We start from the raw sequence: 16877 nt of genomic DNA on the forward strand, positions 1-16877 counted from the left end.
GGTATTTATGTTAATACGTTATAAAAAAAGTTTTGAAAAAATTGCAATGGGTCTCTTGTCATTTATGCCAGGGGAAAAGGATCTTAAGCAATTACAACAAACTATTAAGCAATATGAAACGACAGATGATTGGCAGTTGTTTCTATGGAAACAAGAAGAGGATATTATCGGTGCGATTGGGGTTGTTTTTAAAGGTGAGGACATGGTAGAAGTTCAACATATCTCAGTGAATCCTTCCCATAGGCAACAAGGCATCGGTAAACGTATGGTAAATGCAGCAAGAGATCTATACAAAAACAAATCTGTTGTTCCGAATGACGAAACAGAAGCATTCTTTAAAAAGTGTAATCCTGATAAAGACTTAGATTGTTAGTGATAAGCCAGAGATCATTTTACTGTGATCTCTGGCTTTAACTATTATCTAGAGTTTCTAGACCTTCTTCGCATTTCAAGCTGCTGGAATCGCTCTTCGATCACAGCAGATCGATTTCGTTTTATATGCTTATGAATTAAATACTCATCCGATAAGTCACTTTCTTTTCCCCATACCTTATGTGAGTCTTTACATTGCTTTTGGCACATGTGTAACAATTCCTGATCGATGATTGGTATATTGAAGCTATAGTAGCTTTTTTTATCTGAAATTTCGTTTTTTCGCTTCTTTAATTCTTTAATTAGCTCTTCACTATGTAACCCAAGCTTTTCAATTGCCTGTATATCATTCTCCAATAACTCAATTGAATTTGAAATCATTCGCAATGCTCCAGTAAAATTTCCTCGTCTTTGATGGTATAAGCCAACAGCAATTTGAATAAGACCTACCCAGTATTTTTTCCGCTTCTTAGGTGGATCGGCTTTCCAATGCTCTTCTAACACTTCATGGCACTCAAAATAATCCCGTTCACAATGAAAGTGTAGGAGATAATCTATAAAGGCACGGTCATACATACGCGTTTCATCCCTTCAGTGATTCTATAAGGCTCTTTTCTAAGAGATTGTTGCTTTTAAACAAAAACTAATTCAGGTTGATTGGAGCGAAGGTGTGAGACTCCTGCGGGTGCAGCGGGAAAGGTGAGACTCATGCAGGCATTTACGCCGAGGAGGCTCACCGCCCGCCCCACGGAAAGCGAGCAACTCTCGCTGAAATCAACCACACCGCATTACTTGATAAATAGCAACAAAGTTTGTGAGAACAGCCTAATGAAAATAATTGTATCATAATAAAGTAAACAAAGGCTGCTGATACACTCAGCAGCCTCTTGCATTCATTAGTATAACCAAGCAGCACCAACGATAATTAATAAAATAAACAATACAACGATTAACGCAAATCCTCCACCATAGTTAAAACCATGTTCACCCATGTTAATTCCTCCTTAATGTTTAGCTATTACATTTGTAATATATGAGGAAAGAGCTGAAATGTATGGGCGAATGACCAATTATTAGGTATTTTTATTACAACTCGTTATGAAATTTTTTGTTGAAAAACCTTAAATATTATTGGACATGCTTAAAATTTACTCTATACTATATGTTGGCTAGTTGTAAGAATGGTGGGATATAAAATTGCAATATCATGTGAAGATTGATGCTTTTGAAGGTCCATTAGACCTTTTACTTCATTTAATTAATCGTTTAGAAATTGATATATATGATATTCCTGTCTCAGAAATTACAGAGCAATACATGCTATACATTCACACAATGCAAGAGTTGCAGCTTGATATTGCTTCTGAATATTTAGTTATGGCAGCTACATTGCTTTCAATTAAAAGTAGAATGCTTTTACCAAAACAGGAAGAAGAGCTATTTGAGGATGAATATGGAGCGGAACCAGAAGAAGATCCTCGGGAAGAGTTAATGAGAAGATTAATTGAGTATCGCGTTTATAAAGAAGCAGCGGAGGACTTACGGACTCTTGAAGAGGACCGATCACAGGTCTTTACTAAACCACCTAGTGATTTAAGTGAATACGGCTCACTGCCAGTAAATCAAATGGATTCTTTGAATGTTTCTTTATATGACATGCTTGGTGCATTTCAAAAAATGTTAAGAAGAAAGAAAATACAAAAACCAATCCAAACAAAAATTACTAGACAAGAAATTCCAATTGAGAAAAGAATGGAAGAGATCTTAGATGATTTACGATCAACTCCTGGGAGACGTCGATTTGTTGATTTATTTCCATCCAACAGTAAAGATCATTTAGTCGTTACGTTTTTAGCTATATTAGAATTGATGAAATCACATTCGATATTAATTGAACAAGAAAATAATTTTGCAGATATTTATATTATGGGGAGTGAGTAGCTCATGTCCTTAGGTCTTATTGAGTGGAAAGCGATTGTAGAAGCTCTATTATTTGCTTCAGGTGATGAGGGCCTTTCTTTAAAACAGCTTTCGGTTGTTTTAGAACTCGAAGAACAGGAAGTCATTGATATTCTAGAAGAGCTATCACAAAGCTATAAAGGAAATGAACGTGGAATTGAATTAGTCGTAGTTGCAGGACAATACCAATTAACTACGAAAAAGGATCATGCGATTTATTTGAAAAGATTAGTTGAAGCACCTGTAAATACTTCACTCTCACAAGCAGCGCTTGAAACTTTAGCTATTGTTGCTTATAGACAACCAATTACAAGAACTGAAATTGAAGAAATTCGTGGAGTGAAAACGGAACGGCCGATCCAGACCCTTGTAGCAAAAATTCTAATAAAAGAGGTTGGTAGGGCAGAAGGTACAGGTCGCGCCATTCTATATGGTACAACAAAGGAATTCCTTGAATATTTCGGATTAAAATCAATAAAAGAGCTTCCACCTCTTCCGGATAAAGAAAATGAAGAATATGAACAGGAAGAAGCAGACTTATTCTTTGAAAAATTTAATGAAACATTAGAGGAACTAAAATAATGATCTAAGGCTGACTTAGGTGTAATGTTCAATGCTTGCTAAAAAGGCAAAAGCGTGAAATTACCTGAGTCAGCCTTATTTCATATGTTCAGTTTTTGAAATAATAAGCATATACTATTCGAGAAGTTGCTCCTAGCTTTTATTGATTATACATATGACGAAAAGGGTGTGTATGATGGAAAATACACGTGTAAAATCAGAACTTAAAAGAGTGGTAGTATTTTTGGAGAATGTTGTCGAGAAAATAACGAATTATTTGAATGACATTACGATCACTTCTTTAGAAAATGAAATAGCTGGCGACAAGGACTACTTCTTGAAATTGTTAAAATCCGTTCGGAAGCTTGTAGTATTTTGTGAGGAGGCCCTTGATGCCTGCACTACTATTTTAAGGAATCAGCCGTTTAAAGAAGATGTGGCAAACCAACTTCTTTTTAAAGTGTATCAGCAATGTATTGAAAGGTATTTTCACCCTAAAAATGATGTTTGGTATGAAGATAGTCGTAGTGCCTATTCAAGCACAAAAGCGATTGTTTTTAGAAAAACACCACCTCCTTCATTAGCCGATTTAATCACCACCTTAGAAGACGACTTTCAAGTAGTTAGAGAAGAATTAGATAAAGGAGTCCAGCCACAATTTTGAAATTTCCATTCATAAGCTTTGTCCACGTGCATAAACTTGTACAAAACAAGTAAGAGGACGTGATAGCTTTGCCGCATATAAAGAAAGTGACAACCGGTTTTATCATCATTTTTTTGCTGCTAACATTATTTCCGCACCAGTCATCGGCCATAGGTGTGAGTGCGAGAGCTGCGATATTAATTGATCAGGAATCTGGTAGAATTCTCTATGAAAAAGAGGCTCACATAAAGATGAGAATTGCAAGTATTACTAAGATTATGACGGCAATCCTTGCAATTGAATCCGGAAAACTCGATTCAATGGTAAAAGTTAGTGAAAATGCACGTAAGGCTGAAGGGTCCTCTATTTATTTGCAAAAGGGAGAAAAAATAAAATTAGAGGATTTAGTATATGGACTCATGCTACGTTCCGGAAATGATGCTGCAGTAGCAATCGCCGAACATGTAGGAGGCAGCCTTGAAGGCTTCGTGGTGTTGATGAATCAAAAAGCTGAAGAAATTGGGATGACAAACACTGAATTTGCAAATCCGCATGGGCTAGATGATCATGAAAATCATTATTCTACAGCTTACGATATGGCTATTTTAACTCAATATGCTATGCAAAATGAAACATATCAAAAGATTTCTAGTGCCGAAACCCATAGAGCCCCTAATCCTAATGAAAAATGGGACAGAGTATGGCATAACAAAAATAAATTATTAACTAGTCTATATGAATATAGCACAGGAGGAAAGACGGGTTATACAGTAAGAGCGAAACGAACCCTTGTCTCAACAGCTTCAAAGGATGGATTCAATACAATTGTTGTTACCTTAAATGATCCAAATGATTGGAAGGATCATATGAATCTTCACAACTATGCTTATAACAATTTTGAACTTGTAAATATAAAACAGCAGGGAACCCTTCATAAACTAGACAACGATTTTTATAAGGAAAGAGTGTTTATTAATAGAAATGTCATATATCCCTTAACAGCTGAAGAACAACAAAAAGTAAAAATTAATCTTTCCTTGATAACACCTAATAAGAAATGGGAAGACCCTGAGGATGTCCCTGATGTTGTAGGGGAAATGTCTGTTATGCTTGATAAAAAAGAAATTGCGGAGGTTCCAATTTACTTTGACAATGGTCAGGTTGAAAAGCCGAAAGGCTCATTCTGGGAGCTGTTTAAAGGTTTATTTTTTGCTACAGCAGGAGTAAATAAATATGGTTAACCTCATATGGGTTCTTTTAACTGTGATCGGTATTGTCTTTGCGATGTTTAATGGAACAATGGAGCAAGTAAATGAAGCTGTTTTTAAAGGTGGAAAAGAAGCAATAACGATTTCATTTGGGTTAATTAGTGTATTAGTATTTTGGCTTGGTTTAATGAAGATTGCTGAAAAAGCAGGTATATTAGAAAAGCTAGGTAACTTATTTAAGCCAATTGTGTCTAGGCTTTTTCCAGAGGTACCCCCTGAACATCCGGCAATGGGGTATATGATTTCCAATATGATGGCCAACCTTTTTGGTTTGGGAAATGCTGCCACACCATTAGGAATTAAGGCAATGGAGCAATTAAAGGTTTTAAATGGAAACTCGGATAAAGCTAGTCGTTCTATGATAACATTTTTAGCCATTAACACCTCGAGTATTACGTTAATACCAACAACTGTAATCGCGATCATGATGACCTATGGTTCATCCTCTCCAACTAGTATAGTCGGACCAACGATCCTTGCGACCTTTATATCAGCAATTGGAGGAATATTAATAGATCGATTCTTTTATTATCGGAGAAAGAGAAAAGGGTGAAAAGAACATGGGAATCATTGGAGTAGTATCATTATGGTTAATACCTGTTATCATCGGCTTTATCCTTATATATGGTACCTTTAAAAAGGTACCAACATATGAAACCTTTGTGGAAGGTGGTAAAGAGGGCATTACCATTTCCTTTTCAATCATTCCATATTTAGTTGGGATGCTTGTGGCTATCTCAATCTTCCGTGCTTCAGGTGCATTAGAATTTTTAATGAATATAATGAAGCCTGCATTAGATATTCTAAATATTCCGGCAGAAATAGTACCTTTAGCTTTTATTCGCCCAATCTCAGGGACAGCTGCATTAGGATTAACCTCCGATATCATTGCTACATATGGACCTGATTCATTTATCGGAATGCTAGCAGCAACAATGCAAGGTAGTACAGACACAACACTGTATGTACTGACCGTTTATTTCGGTGCTGTTGGTATTAAAAAAATGGGTGATGCTTTGAAGGTTGGCTTATTAGCTGATCTTGTAGGGATTGTTGCTTCAATTGTTATTGTCACATTAATGTTCTCATAGGGTGAAATTCATACTAAAATGAAAGAGACTGACCCATTAGTTTGGTTCAGTCTCTTTATGGTGTAAATGAGCAAACTATCGGTACGAACGTAATTTAAACATAAAATAGAAATTGTGGTATGATGGTAAAGCACAATTTGACGTTTAATATCGAAATGAAATCGTTAAAAATGATAACAGGTAAAATGATTTTAAATTGATGTTGTTTTATCTAACTAAACTTGTCGAAACTTGTGAAAAAAACTAGAAAGCAGTAATATGTTAACGAGGTGAACAAGATGGAACGCTTACAAAAAGTAATTGCTCATGCCGGTGTAGCATCTAGAAGAAAAGCAGAGCAGTTAATATTAGAAGGTAAAGTAAAAGTGAATGGAAAAGTAGTAAAGGAACTCGGAATAAAGGTGACTGATCAAGATCGAGTTGAGGTTGAAGGAGTACCATTAGAGCGTGAGGAACCTGTTTATTTATTATTGTATAAACCTACAGGTGTAATTTCGGCTGCAAAAGATGATAAAAGTAGAAAGGTTGTAACAGACTTTTTCCCTTATATAAAGCAACGGATTTATCCAATTGGAAGGCTTGATTATGATACATCCGGACTGATACTTCTTACAAACGATGGTGAATTTGCAAATATTCTTATGCATCCACGCTATGAGGTTGAAAAAACATATGTTGCGAAAATAAAAGGCATCCCTCTTCGTGAGAAGGTAAGACAACTTGAAAAAGGTGTCCATCTCGAGGATGGAAAAACGGCTCCTGCAAAAGTAAAGGTATTATCTGTAGACAAGCAGAAGCAGACATGTATTATTGAGCTGAAAATACATGAAGGTCGTAATCGTCAAGTTAGACGAATGCTAGAAGCGATTGGTCACCCTGTTCAAAAGCTAAAAAGAGAACAATATGCATTTCTAGATTTAAAAGGTCTTGCAACAGGTGATTCAAGAGAGTTATCACCACATGAAGTCAAACAGCTTCGAGCTCTTGCTCTCCATGGCAACAGGTGAAATAATTTTCACATAAACTTCAAAAACTGCAGCAAACCATCTATATGGATAATGTTATAATGACACTGAATGTTTAAGGGTAGGGGAGTTTGTAAATGAAGAAGAAACGTTTACTTATGCGCTCTATTATATTAATTTTATTAATTGGTGCGTTAGGATATACATTATATTCAAATTTTATTGTGAGTAAAGAGAAGGTAAAGGTTGGAAGTGAAGCACCCGATTTTATCTTAACTGATTTAGAGGGAAAACAGCACCAGCTTTCGGATTACAAGGGTAAAGGTGTATTTTTAAACTTTTGGGGAACGTGGTGTGAGCCTTGTGAACGAGAAATGCCTTATATGGATAATCAATATGAGTACTATAAAACTCAAGGTGTTGAAGTCTTGGCAGTTAATATTGCTGAATCCAATGTTGCGGTGCAAAGCTTTGTGGACAAACATGATTTGTCATTCCCAGTCGTTTTGGATAAAGATCGCCAAGTGTTAAATGCCTATGGTGTAGGCCCTCTACCAACTACGTTTCTAATTAACCCAGAGGGCGAAGTCGTACATATTACCTCAGGTTCATTAACAGAGAGAATGGTAAGGGATTTTATGGATCAGATTAAACCTTAAATGGGGAGTTTTCAGCATGAATAAGGTACAATGTGAGTGTAGTCATGCAAATCCGCAGGGAACACATATATGTGAATCATGTGGAAATCCGATAGGTGATAAAGAACAACAAGAACCTAAACAACTATTGGATATGAAATATGAGGGATCTGCAAGACGTTCTCAAACGTATAAAAAGACATTTGTAGATAAAATATGGAATTTCTTTTCATCTGTTAAGGTTGGAATATGGATCATTGTATTGCTATTAATTGCTTCTGCACTAGGAACAGTTTTTCCACAGGAAATGTATATACCTCCAACAATGACCGCAAGTGAGTTCTATAAAGATGAATATGGAGTTCTAGGTCAGTTGTATTACGAATTAGGTTTTCATAATTTATATGGTTCATGGTGGTATATGATATTAGTTGCATCTTTAGGTATTTCACTCGTTATTGCAAGCTTAGATCGTTTTGTACCATTATATCGAGCATTGAAAAAGCAAGGTGTTACTAGACATGAATCGTTTATGAAGCGCCAGAGGTTGTTTAGTGCTACTAAAACTGATGAAACAAACCTTGAAACCATTAAAGAACGATTAACTTCTCGCCGTTACAATGTTAGAGAAGAAAATGGAAACCTGTTAGCAGAAAAAGGTCGTTTTTCTAGATGGGGCCCTTATGTCAATCATTGTGGATTAATCTTATTCTTATTTGGAGCAATGCTTCGCTTTATACCTGGGATGTATGTTGATGAAGTGCTTTGGGTTAGAGAAGGAGAGACAGCAGTCATACCAGGAACCGAAGGGAAATACTACCTAGAAAATAAAGAATTTATAATGGAAGTTTACGAGAAAGACAAAGAAAATGAAGTCTTTGCGGATGCAATTACCCGTGTTGGTGACGGAAGTGTTGTTAAAAATTTCCAATCAAATGTTGTTTTATATGAAAGAAAAGGTGAAATTGTCCATGGTGCAGAGCCTAATCTTGAAGAAGTAAAGCAAGAAGAAATTCGTGTCAATGAACCACTTAAATTTAATTCTTTTTCACTTTATCAAGTAGACTATAAGCTAGATGAATTAAATAAAATGACATTTAGTTTAATAGATAAAGAAACAGAAAAGAGTTTTGGACAAATTACAGTAGATCTTCTTGATCCTAAATCAAATTATGATTTAGGAAATGGGTATAAAGTTGAAATTTCTACATACCTTCCAGACTTTTTCTTTAATGAGGAAGGTGTTCCATCAACAAAAACTAGGATACCTAATAATCCTGCATTTGTTTTCAAAATGATTACACCTGAAACTCCTAAAGGAGAAACAAGTTTTGTTGCGATACAACAGACGATTGAACCATCAGGAGATAATCAATACAAAATGAAATTTCAAGGTGTTGAAACAAAAAATTTAACAGCATTAACTGTTAGAAAAGATTTAACACTGTGGTTTTTAGCATTAGGTGGGGCAATTTTTATGATCGGTGTTATTCAAGGTATGTATTGGAACCATCGTCGAATTTGGATCAGACGTAGTGAAGAAGAAATATTAATTGCGGGTCACACAAATAAAAATTGGTACGGTTTGACACAGGAGTTGAAACTAATTTTAGAGGGTACTTCTTTGACAATTCCTAAAGACCAAGTGGAAAAAAAATAAACTTAGCTTTATAGGATTAGATCCGGGGCTAGTCCTAAAAGGTTGACATGGCACTAACACATTTCTAAAAGGAGGGGAAAACGTGGCATCATTAAGTAGTACATTTTTAGAAATTGCGTTTATTTTGTATTTAGTGGCCATCTTTCTATTTGGTGGCTCAATCCGAGATAAACGAAGCAAATCAGATAAAATGAGTAAATGGACTACACTGGCAGTAGGGACAACCATTTTAGGTTTTGCTTCACAATTAGTCTATTTTATTACAAGATGGATCGCATCTGGACATGCGCCGGTTAGTAATCTCTTTGAGTTTACAACAGCGTTTGGTATGATGCTTGTCCTTGCTTTCATAATCCTATTTTTCATATACAAGGTTGCAGTATTAGGTCTATTCACTTTACCTATTGTTATTTTAATTATTGCATATGGAAGTATGTTTCCATCAGATATTAGTCCACTTATTCCATCATTACAAAGTCACTGGTTATACATTCACGTAACAACAGCTGCATTAGGTCAAGCAATTCTAGCAATCAGTGCGATCGCTGGGATTATTCACCTAGTCACTGTTGTTGATCAAACAAAATCAACGAGTAAAACGCGATGGTTAGAATTTGTCATGTATATTTTAGTTGTAACGATAGGCTTTATCGCTGTTACGTCAACATTTAAGGGTATGGGATATGAAGCAGAATTTAATTGGATTGATAAAAATGATCAAGAAGCTGTAATGACATTTAATTTACCGGCATTAGTAGGGCCACATGAAGGAGAATTGGTGACAGAAGGGAAATTTACGCCTTTTGTTGAACTTCCGGCACTTTTTTCTGCAAACAAGGTAAATACTGTTATTTGGTCAACAATTGTAGGTACGCTTTTATATGGTTTATTTAGGCTACTATTTCGTAAACGAATCTCAGCTTTGCTTCAACCATTTACGAAAAATATTAATCTTGATCTCGTCGATGAAATAGGCTATCGTTCGGTTACAATTGGTTTTCCTGTATTTACACTAGGTGCATTGATCTTTGCAATGATTTGGGCACAAATCGCATGGACCCGATTTTGGGGCTGGGACCCGAAAGAGGTATGGGCACTAATTACTTGGTTATTTTATGCTGCATACTTACATCTCCGTCTCTCAAAAGGCTGGCATGGAGAGAAGTCAGCATGGCTTGCAGTTATAGGATTCGCAATCATTATGTTTAATTTGATTTTTGTTAACTTAGTTATCGCAGGCTTGCATTCTTATGCATAAAGAAAAGGTAATCCTAAAATAATAGTAAGATCGTCAATTAAATGTGCTAAGTAGCATGAAAATAATTGCAAAGCTGCTATCAAAGCCTTCACTCCAATGCAGTGAAGGCTTTTCATTTATACGTACTACATAATAGGGAGGGCTCCAAATGGAAGATAATCAAAATGCAAGAATTCTAGTTGTTGATGATGAAGATAGAATCCGTCGACTTATACGTATGTACTTAGAAAGAGAAAATTATGTGATTGATGAAGCTGAAAATGGTGATGAGGCATTAGAACTAGGATTAAATAACGAATATGATCTTATTATGTTAGATATCATGATGCCAGGTATTGACGGAATTGAAGTATGTAAACAGCTTCGAGAAAAAAAAGCAACCCCGATTATCATGCTTACAGCAAAAGGGGAAGAAGCGAATCGAGTTCAAGGCTTTGAGGTTGGAACAGATGATTATATTGTGAAGCCATTTAGTCCAAGAGAAGTTGTTTTACGTGTAAAGGCCTTGCTAAGAAGATCATCACAGACCTCTTACTTAAAAACGGATACAAAAGCGAAAAATGTTATCGTTTTTCCGCATCTTTCTATTGATCATGATGCACATCGTGTAACTGCTGATGGTACTGAGGTTAGTTTAACACCTAAGGAATATGAACTATTATATTTTCTAGCTAAAACACCTGATAAAGTATATGACCGTGAGAAGCTATTAAAAGAAGTATGGCAGTATGAATTTTTCGGAGATTTACGTACGGTTGATACACATGTTAAACGACTCCGTGAGAAATTAAGCAAAGTATCACCTGAAGCAGCAAAAATGATTGTAACGGTTTGGGGAGTAGGCTACAAATTTGAGGTTAATAATGCATGATTCTTTGGAGAAGTGTTGTAGGGAAGCTATGGGGAACGATTTTATTACTCGTTTCCTTCGTCTTATTTGTTCTAACAATTTTAATGCTCGAGTTTATTGAAAATTATCATGTTGTTGAGGCTGAAGAAGAACTTGTACAGCTTGCAAATAAAGTATCTGAAATCATGGAAAGTCATGATGAAGATCAACAACTTGCAAGATCAATTATATGGGAATTAACTGATGAATTAACTCATATTCTGATTATAAAAGACGGGGATACCTATTGGAATTCACCTAATCTAGATAAAGAAATACCTGCACTAGAATTTGCTGATATTGAAAAAGATGCTGATCTCGCTGCTGTATTAACAAAAGATCGGAATATAAGTAAACGAACTAATCTAGTTAATCCCAATAATCCATTAGCAAACGGTGAAGATGAAATCTTAATTGTTGGAGTCCCTTATAAAATTTCTAAAACGGATAACGGTGCTGTTTTTATCTCGCAATCACTGTCAGCTGTTCACGATACAACTAAGACTACAACAAAATATATTATTTTAGCTGCGGGTATTGCGATAATCTTAACAACAATTTTCGCTTTCTTTTTATCTACGAGAATTACCTATCCATTAAGGAAAATGAAAGAGGTTGCTCAAAACCTTGCAAGAGGAAAGTTTGATATGAAGGTGCCAATTATGTCAAATGATGAAATTGGTGAGCTCGGTATTGCCTTTAATCAAATGGGGCGGCAATTAAAATTCCATATAAATGCACTTAATCAAGAAAAGGAGCATTTATCAAATATTTTAAGTAGTATGGCAGATGGAGTTATTACATTAAATATAAATGGAACAATATTAGTCACAAATCCCCCTGCAGAGCGATTTCTACAGGCATGGTACTATCAGCAAGGAATGAACATTCAAACTAGTGAGGAACTTCCTCCAGAGGCAAATGATTTGTTTCACCTTGTAGTAAATACAGAAAAGGAACAGGTACTTGAAATATCGCTTCAAGGAAGAAGCTGGGTTATATTAATGAGTCCTTTATATAATCAATCCTATGTTCGAGGAGCAGTTGCAGTTCTTAGAGACATGACAGAGGAACGTCGATTAGATAAGCTCCGCAAGGACTTTATTGCGAATGTGAGTCATGAATTACGAACACCAATATCAATGCTTCAAGGATATAGTGAAGCAATCGTTGATGATATTGCCAGCACTGATGCTGAAAAAAAAGAGATTGCACAAGTTATTCATGATGAATCCTTGCGAATGGGTCGTTTAGTTAATGATTTATTAGATTTAGCTAGAATGGAAGCTGGACATATCTCCCTTAATCTTGAAGAGATTTCTGTACCAAATTTTATCGATAAAATAAATCGAAAGTTTCAAGGCCTAGCAAAAGAGAAAATGATCTCTCTAAAAGCCGATATTGATTTAGATGATACACTTTATGTATTAGACCCAGATAAGATTGAACAGGTGTTAACTAATTTAATTGATAATGCCATTCGACACACCGCTGAAAATGGCGCTGTTTCCATCGTTGTTGCAAATAGTGAAAACGGAATTTCACTAAAAATTCAAGATTCAGGTAGTGGGATCCCTGAAGAGGATCTCCCTTTTGTCTTCGAACGCTTCTATAAAGCTGATAAAGCTAGGACTAGAGGAAGAGCTGGAACAGGACTTGGGTTAGCAATTGCAAAGAATATTGTGGAAGCACATCAAGGGAAAATTCAAGTTCATAGTAAAATAGGAGAAGGTACGACATTTAGTATCTTTTTACCACGAAAAAAGCTAGATTCTGATTGATAATGACGAACAATCTTGTTTCATAAGAAACAATTTTCATACGTACATTCTGTGTGCCAAGCTTTTTTAAAAATAGCCTATTCGTGGGAGTAGGCTATTTTCTTTATTAATATAAAGGTAGTAGATGAAACGTATTTTTAATTCATCTAATTAAAAAGGTGATTTGAAAAAGTTAGTTGAAATGTATACTTATTGGAATAACGAAATATATATTAAGCAGGAAAAGAAGATTGGAGAGTGAAAAAGGTGAATTTATATACTAGAACAGGTGATAGCGGAAAAACCAGCCTGATTGGTGCTAGAGTGGATAAAGACGATTTACGTGTAGAAGCATATGGAACGATTGATGAAGCCAATTCTTTTGTAGGACAAGCGATGACATTACTTACAGACTCATTGTTCGACGATATTTACAAAGAGCTAGAAAAAATTCAACATGAGCTTTTTGATTGCGGGGGAGATTTAGCAGTTGTAAAAGAAAAATATCCATATAAAACAACAGCTGAAATGGTTTCTTTTTTGGAAGAAAGAATTGATCATTATGTGAAAGAAGCCCCTGAATTAGAGCGGTTTATTTTACCTGGAGGCAGCCCGGCAGCTGCTGTAATCCATCTTGCAAGAACTGTTACTCGACGTGCTGAAAGATGTACAGTTACACTTCAAAAGGAAATGGCGATAAATGATATTGTCTTAAAATACTTAAATCGTTTGTCAGATTACTTTTTTGCGATTGCAAGAGTGATTAATTTTCGCTTAGGAATTAGTGATGTTGAATACGAAAGAAGTGCACTTGTTTTTAAAAGTAAGCCTTCAAAAAAAGAAAATTAGTAAAAGGAGCCTTTCTATGATTCTCGTTAGTTCCTGCTTAGCAGGGGTTAAATGCCGTTATAATGGAACAGCAAGTCTAGATGAGAAAATTCAAGAATTAGTTGATGATAAAAAAGCGATGTTGGTATGCCCAGAGTTATTAGCAGGTTTTTTAACGCCAAGAGAGCCAGCTGAAATAATTGGTGGAAATGGAAATGATGTTTTAGATGGTCGCGCAAAGGTTATTGAAAAATCGGGTAAAGATGTAACAGATCTTTATATTAACGGTGCCATTCGTACATTGGAACTAGCAAACTTGAACAAGGTAACTTGTGTTGTGCTAAAGGAATATAGCCCTTCATGTGGGTCTAAAATGATCTATGATGGTAGTTTTCAGAACAAGAAAATAGCTGGAGATGGAGTTACTTCAGCGCTGCTGAAGAGGGAAGGTATTAAAGTAGTTTCAGAAAAGGAACTTTCTGAGCTTTGATAAGGTATGTAAAAAGTGTGTAATAATATAATGCTGCGACTCTAATACAGTATGAGTCGCTTTTAATTTTTTTACATATAACACTTTGTTTTGGACTTACAGGGATAAGAAGGTAACAAAACCTTAAATCTTTTGTGAATATTTAAAAATAACCTTAGAGATTACTAGTTTGTGTGCTAAAGTTAAACATAGTTGATGTCAAATATTACATAAATATTTCAATTACATTTCTTATTACATCTGTGCAACTTTTCCTATTTCTTTACGACTAAATAAAAGAATGGAGGGGCATTCATGGAGGATACCTTTCAGAGAATATATGAAAAATATCATCATGATCTTTTTCAGTTTTTATTCTATATGGTGAAAAACCGTGAGCAGGCTGAAGACCTTGTACAAGAGGTGTATATTCGAGTTTTAAAGGCTTACGATACATTCCAAGGAAGAAGTAGTGAAAAAACATGGCTATTTTCAATTGCTAGACATGTTGCAATCGATTGGTTTCGCAAACAAAAAACAATTCGCATGCGGATTTTAGAAAAGTTTGATTGGGATAAACAGCAGATAGAGGATGATCAAGTGTTACCTGATGAGGTTGCCTTGCAAAATGAACAAGTTAAATGGTTGTACAAAGCACTTGACGTGTGCTCGATTGACCAACGTTCTGTGCTTATTTTACGTTACCTACAAGAACTATCAATTACAGAAACAGCTGAAGCTCTTGGTTGGACTGTAAGTAAAGTAAAAACAACACAGCATCGTGCTTTAAAACAATTGCAAAAGCAAATGATAAGCATATCTGAAAAGGAGGGGTTTTCTATTGAAAAGACAAGAGTGGAGTGAAGAACAGCTCGAACAGCTTTTGAAGCAGTTGCCCCCTGTTAAAGATAAACAAACTGCAAAAGACATCTTTCAAAGCATTCAATATAAACGGCAGATTAATAAAAAGTCACGAAGTTGGATTACTCCTGCTGTTGCTACTGTTGCGGCGCTGTTGATATTCGCTTTAATTTCTCCATATATTTTTCAAAATTTCACAACAAATCAAGAAAGTAAAATGGATATGTCAACAGCGAAAACATCAGAGGAAACAGTAAAAGTTGAGAATGATTCTGCTAACAATCTTAAAATGGCGGAGGCTAATTCGCAACAAGGAAATTATCGAGAGCAAGATACTCTTTCTAATACTCAGTTAAAAAGTGAAAAACAAGAAACATTTGTGGCAAATGAAAATGATGCAGAGGAGATCATCACGGTTGGTTTTACTGATCCACAAGCACAAAATATTATACCTATAAGTTTAGAGGCGAATGAGAAGAAGGAAAAGTTGGAACAAATTAAAGAGGTAAATCCAGAAATTTATATAGATGAACTTGGCCCGATTACGTATGAATTAAGTAAAACAGATATATTGGAAACAGAAAATCCCGAGGAAATTAACATTGAATATAATGGGGAACCAAATGTAAAATCATCTAGTCATGATATGTTATATCAAAATGCAATTATAGAAACTTTTAGATGGCTCGACTATAAAAATGCAAAGCTTTATACAAATGATAAAGAAGGAATTGAATTTGGTCAAACCGGTCATAAGAAAGATTTAGTTGTAAAGAAAGAAACGAAAAAGGCATATTTCCTCTATCAATTTGATGAGGAAACTTTAAAGCTTCTTGTCCCATCACCAGATTCATACGATTCAGTTGATAGTGCTTTTGAAGCGATGAAGAAAGGGATAGAAGAGCGTAGTTTAAAACCTACAATAATGAATAACATTACAATGATAATGGTAAAGAAAAATGGTGACATGTTAGAAATCGAATTTAATCAAGATGTCGAATTTGAAAATAGTGAACCAACGATAATAATGTTTGAATCCATTTTATTAACAGCTAAAGAGTTTGGTTATAAAACTGTTCAGTTTAATGGGATAAATATTGATAAGGTCGGTGTCATGGATGTTACTAAACCAATAGAAGTGCCTTTTTCTCCAAACCCAATTGAAGCAAATTAGTAGAGACTCATTTTGATCTGAACCCAAAAAGTTAGACATGAATATTAAGCAGCTTCCTGGGCATGAGTTCGGTATTGAACCGGACTCATGCCTTTTAATTTTTCCTTAATTCGTTTGTGATTGTAATAGTAAATATAATCCTCTAATTCTTGTTTGAAATGTTCCATACTCTCAAATTCTTTAAGATAAAGTAACTCACTCTTTAATAAGCCAAAGAAACTCTCCATGACTGCGTTATCTAAACAATTGCCTTTTCGAGACATGCTTTGTGTAATCCCTTGTTCTTTCAATGCCTTCTGATATTTCTTCATCTGATAATGCCAGCCCTGATCTGAATGAAGGATAGGGGAATCCCCTTCTTTTAAAGTTTCAAAAGCCTTTTCCAACATATTAGAAACAAGTGGGTAAACCGGACGTTGTTCAACGTTATATGCAATAATTTCTCCGTTATAAAGATCGAGGATTGGTGATAAAAATAGCT

The 16877-nt window shown here is 35.3% G+C and carries 20 protein-coding genes; 17 read left to right on the forward strand and 3 right to left on the reverse strand.

Annotation, left to right across the window (positions count from 1 at the left end; all coding sequences use genetic code 11):
* Window positions 1-7 precede the first annotated feature (7 nt).
* The gene (locus I7822_RS24095; RefSeq protein ID WP_207981611.1) at window positions 8-373 is read left to right on the forward strand and encodes a GNAT family N-acetyltransferase; all 366 of its coding nucleotides are present in this window, start codon (window positions 8-10) and stop codon (window positions 371-373) included.
* 44 nt (window positions 374-417) lie between these two features.
* On the opposite strand, the gene I7822_RS24100 is transcribed toward I7822_RS24095, so the two are convergent.
* Together I7822_RS24100 and I7822_RS24105 are read right to left on the reverse strand one after the other, a co-directional pair.
* Window positions 418-948 (reverse strand): DUF309 domain-containing protein, encoded by a 531-nt coding sequence (locus I7822_RS24100; protein WP_207981612.1) that lies wholly within the window; start codon window positions 946-948, stop codon window positions 418-420.
* A gap of 320 nt (window positions 949-1268) precedes the next feature.
* Window positions 1269-1364, reverse strand: a complete 96-nt coding sequence (locus tag I7822_RS24105) for a YjcZ family sporulation protein (RefSeq protein ID WP_136351138.1) — start codon at window positions 1362-1364, stop codon at window positions 1269-1271.
* Window positions 1365-1569: 205 nt separating this feature from the next.
* Between I7822_RS24105 and I7822_RS24110 the strand changes: the two genes are divergently transcribed.
* The 16 genes from I7822_RS24110 to I7822_RS24185 all read left to right on the forward strand — a co-directional run bounded on the left by I7822_RS24110 (window position 1570) and on the right by I7822_RS24185 (window position 16396).
* Window positions 1570-2313: a segregation/condensation protein A gene (locus I7822_RS24110; protein ID WP_207981613.1), complete on the forward strand. Its 744-nt coding sequence runs from the start codon at window positions 1570-1572 to the stop codon at window positions 2311-2313.
* Between the two features lie 3 nt (window positions 2314-2316).
* Entirely contained in the window at window positions 2317-2913 is a 597-nt protein-coding gene (gene scpB, locus I7822_RS24115) for an SMC-Scp complex subunit ScpB (RefSeq protein ID WP_207981614.1), read from the forward strand.
* 175 nt (window positions 2914-3088) lie between these two features.
* The gene (locus I7822_RS24120; RefSeq protein ID WP_207981615.1) at window positions 3089-3556 is read left to right on the forward strand and encodes a DUF3907 family protein; all 468 of its coding nucleotides are present in this window, start codon (window positions 3089-3091) and stop codon (window positions 3554-3556) included.
* Between the two features lie 68 nt (window positions 3557-3624).
* Window positions 3625-4776 carry a D-alanyl-D-alanine carboxypeptidase family protein gene (locus I7822_RS24125; RefSeq protein WP_207981616.1) on the forward strand — a complete coding sequence of 384 codons (1152 nt, stop codon included), beginning with the start codon at window positions 3625-3627 and terminating at the stop codon, window positions 4774-4776.
* Window positions 4769-5356 (forward strand): nucleoside recognition domain-containing protein, encoded by a 588-nt coding sequence (locus tag I7822_RS24130; protein ID WP_207981617.1) that lies wholly within the window; start codon window positions 4769-4771, stop codon window positions 5354-5356. Before I7822_RS24125 ends, I7822_RS24130 begins: the two co-directional genes overlap by 8 nt.
* 7 nt (window positions 5357-5363) lie before the next feature.
* Window positions 5364-5894, forward strand: coding sequence for a spore maturation protein (locus I7822_RS24135; protein ID WP_207981618.1), 531 nt, complete (start codon window positions 5364-5366; stop codon window positions 5892-5894).
* 278 nt (window positions 5895-6172) lie between these two features.
* Entirely contained in the window at window positions 6173-6901 is a 729-nt protein-coding gene (gene rluB, locus I7822_RS24140) for a 23S rRNA pseudouridine(2605) synthase RluB (protein ID WP_207981619.1), read from the forward strand.
* Window positions 6902-6996: 95 nt separating this feature from the next.
* On the forward strand, window positions 6997-7518 hold the full coding sequence (gene resA / locus I7822_RS24145; protein WP_207981620.1) for a thiol-disulfide oxidoreductase ResA: 522 nt from the start codon (window positions 6997-6999) through the stop codon (window positions 7516-7518).
* A gap of 16 nt (window positions 7519-7534) precedes the next feature.
* Complete coding sequence (gene resB, locus I7822_RS24150) at window positions 7535-9157, forward strand: cytochrome c biogenesis protein ResB (RefSeq protein ID WP_207981621.1); 1623 nt, start codon at window positions 7535-7537, stop codon at window positions 9155-9157.
* A gap of 82 nt (window positions 9158-9239) precedes the next feature.
* Window positions 9240-10415 (forward strand): c-type cytochrome biogenesis protein CcsB, encoded by a 1176-nt coding sequence (gene ccsB, locus I7822_RS24155; protein ID WP_207981622.1) that lies wholly within the window; start codon window positions 9240-9242, stop codon window positions 10413-10415.
* Between the two features lie 148 nt (window positions 10416-10563).
* Complete coding sequence (locus I7822_RS24160) at window positions 10564-11286, forward strand: response regulator transcription factor (protein ID WP_207981623.1); 723 nt, start codon at window positions 10564-10566, stop codon at window positions 11284-11286.
* Entirely contained in the window at window positions 11283-13085 is a 1803-nt protein-coding gene (locus I7822_RS24165) for an ATP-binding protein (RefSeq protein WP_243459655.1), read from the forward strand. The genes I7822_RS24160 and I7822_RS24165 overlap by 4 nt, the downstream gene beginning before the upstream one ends.
* A 246-nt stretch (window positions 13086-13331) precedes the next feature.
* On the forward strand, window positions 13332-13913 hold the full coding sequence (locus I7822_RS24170) for a cob(I)yrinic acid a,c-diamide adenosyltransferase (RefSeq protein WP_207981624.1): 582 nt from the start codon (window positions 13332-13334) through the stop codon (window positions 13911-13913).
* Between the two features lie 16 nt (window positions 13914-13929).
* Window positions 13930-14382, forward strand: coding sequence for a 2-thiouracil desulfurase family protein (locus tag I7822_RS24175; RefSeq protein ID WP_207981625.1), 453 nt, complete (start codon window positions 13930-13932; stop codon window positions 14380-14382).
* Window positions 14383-14676: 294 nt separating this feature from the next.
* A complete protein-coding gene (gene sigX / locus I7822_RS24180) occupies window positions 14677-15225 on the forward strand; it encodes an RNA polymerase sigma factor SigX (protein WP_207981626.1) in 549 nt (182 codons plus the stop codon).
* Entirely contained in the window at window positions 15203-16396 is a 1194-nt protein-coding gene (locus I7822_RS24185; protein ID WP_207981627.1) for a GerMN domain-containing protein, read from the forward strand. The genes sigX and I7822_RS24185 overlap by 23 nt, the downstream gene beginning before the upstream one ends.
* 44 nt (window positions 16397-16440) lie before the next feature.
* Here the strand turns inward: I7822_RS24185 and I7822_RS24190 are convergent.
* Window positions 16441-16877 (reverse strand): IS3 family transposase (locus I7822_RS24190; protein ID WP_207981628.1); only part of this gene is annotated, 437 nt, incomplete at its 5' end.

The sequence above is a fragment of the Metabacillus bambusae genome (assembly GCF_017497975.1).
Taxonomy (GTDB): domain Bacteria; phylum Bacillota; class Bacilli; order Bacillales; family Bacillaceae; genus Metabacillus; species Metabacillus bambusae.

Excerpts from the sequence above, each read along its gene's own strand:
- I7822_RS24105 (WP_136351138.1), bottom strand. The coding sequence starts at position 1,364 with ATGGGTGAACATGGTTTTAACTATGGTGGAGGATTTGCGTTAATCGTT.
- I7822_RS24130 (WP_207981617.1), top strand. The coding sequence starts at position 4,769 with ATGGTTAACCTCATATGGGTTCTTTTAACTGTGATCGGTATTGTCTTT.
- sigX (WP_207981626.1), top strand. The coding sequence starts at position 14,677 with ATGGAGGATACCTTTCAGAGAATATATGAAAAATATCATCATGATCTT.
- resA (WP_207981620.1), top strand. The coding sequence starts at position 6,997 with ATGAAGAAGAAACGTTTACTTATGCGCTCTATTATATTAATTTTATTA.
- I7822_RS24135 (WP_207981618.1), top strand. The coding sequence starts at position 5,364 with ATGGGAATCATTGGAGTAGTATCATTATGGTTAATACCTGTTATCATC.
- resB (WP_207981621.1), top strand. The coding sequence starts at position 7,535 with ATGAATAAGGTACAATGTGAGTGTAGTCATGCAAATCCGCAGGGAACA.
- I7822_RS24120 (WP_207981615.1), top strand. The coding sequence starts at position 3,089 with ATGGAAAATACACGTGTAAAATCAGAACTTAAAAGAGTGGTAGTATTT.
- I7822_RS24165 (WP_243459655.1), top strand. The coding sequence starts at position 11,283 with ATGATTCTTTGGAGAAGTGTTGTAGGGAAGCTATGGGGAACGATTTTA.
- scpB (WP_207981614.1), top strand. The coding sequence starts at position 2,317 with ATGTCCTTAGGTCTTATTGAGTGGAAAGCGATTGTAGAAGCTCTATTA.
- I7822_RS24100 (WP_207981612.1), bottom strand. The coding sequence starts at position 948 with ATGTATGACCGTGCCTTTATAGATTATCTCCTACACTTTCATTGTGAA.
- rluB (WP_207981619.1), top strand. The coding sequence starts at position 6,173 with ATGGAACGCTTACAAAAAGTAATTGCTCATGCCGGTGTAGCATCTAGA.
- I7822_RS24095 (WP_207981611.1), top strand. The coding sequence starts at position 8 with ATGTTAATACGTTATAAAAAAAGTTTTGAAAAAATTGCAATGGGTCTC.
- I7822_RS24160 (WP_207981623.1), top strand. The coding sequence starts at position 10,564 with ATGGAAGATAATCAAAATGCAAGAATTCTAGTTGTTGATGATGAAGAT.
- I7822_RS24175 (WP_207981625.1), top strand. The coding sequence starts at position 13,930 with ATGATTCTCGTTAGTTCCTGCTTAGCAGGGGTTAAATGCCGTTATAAT.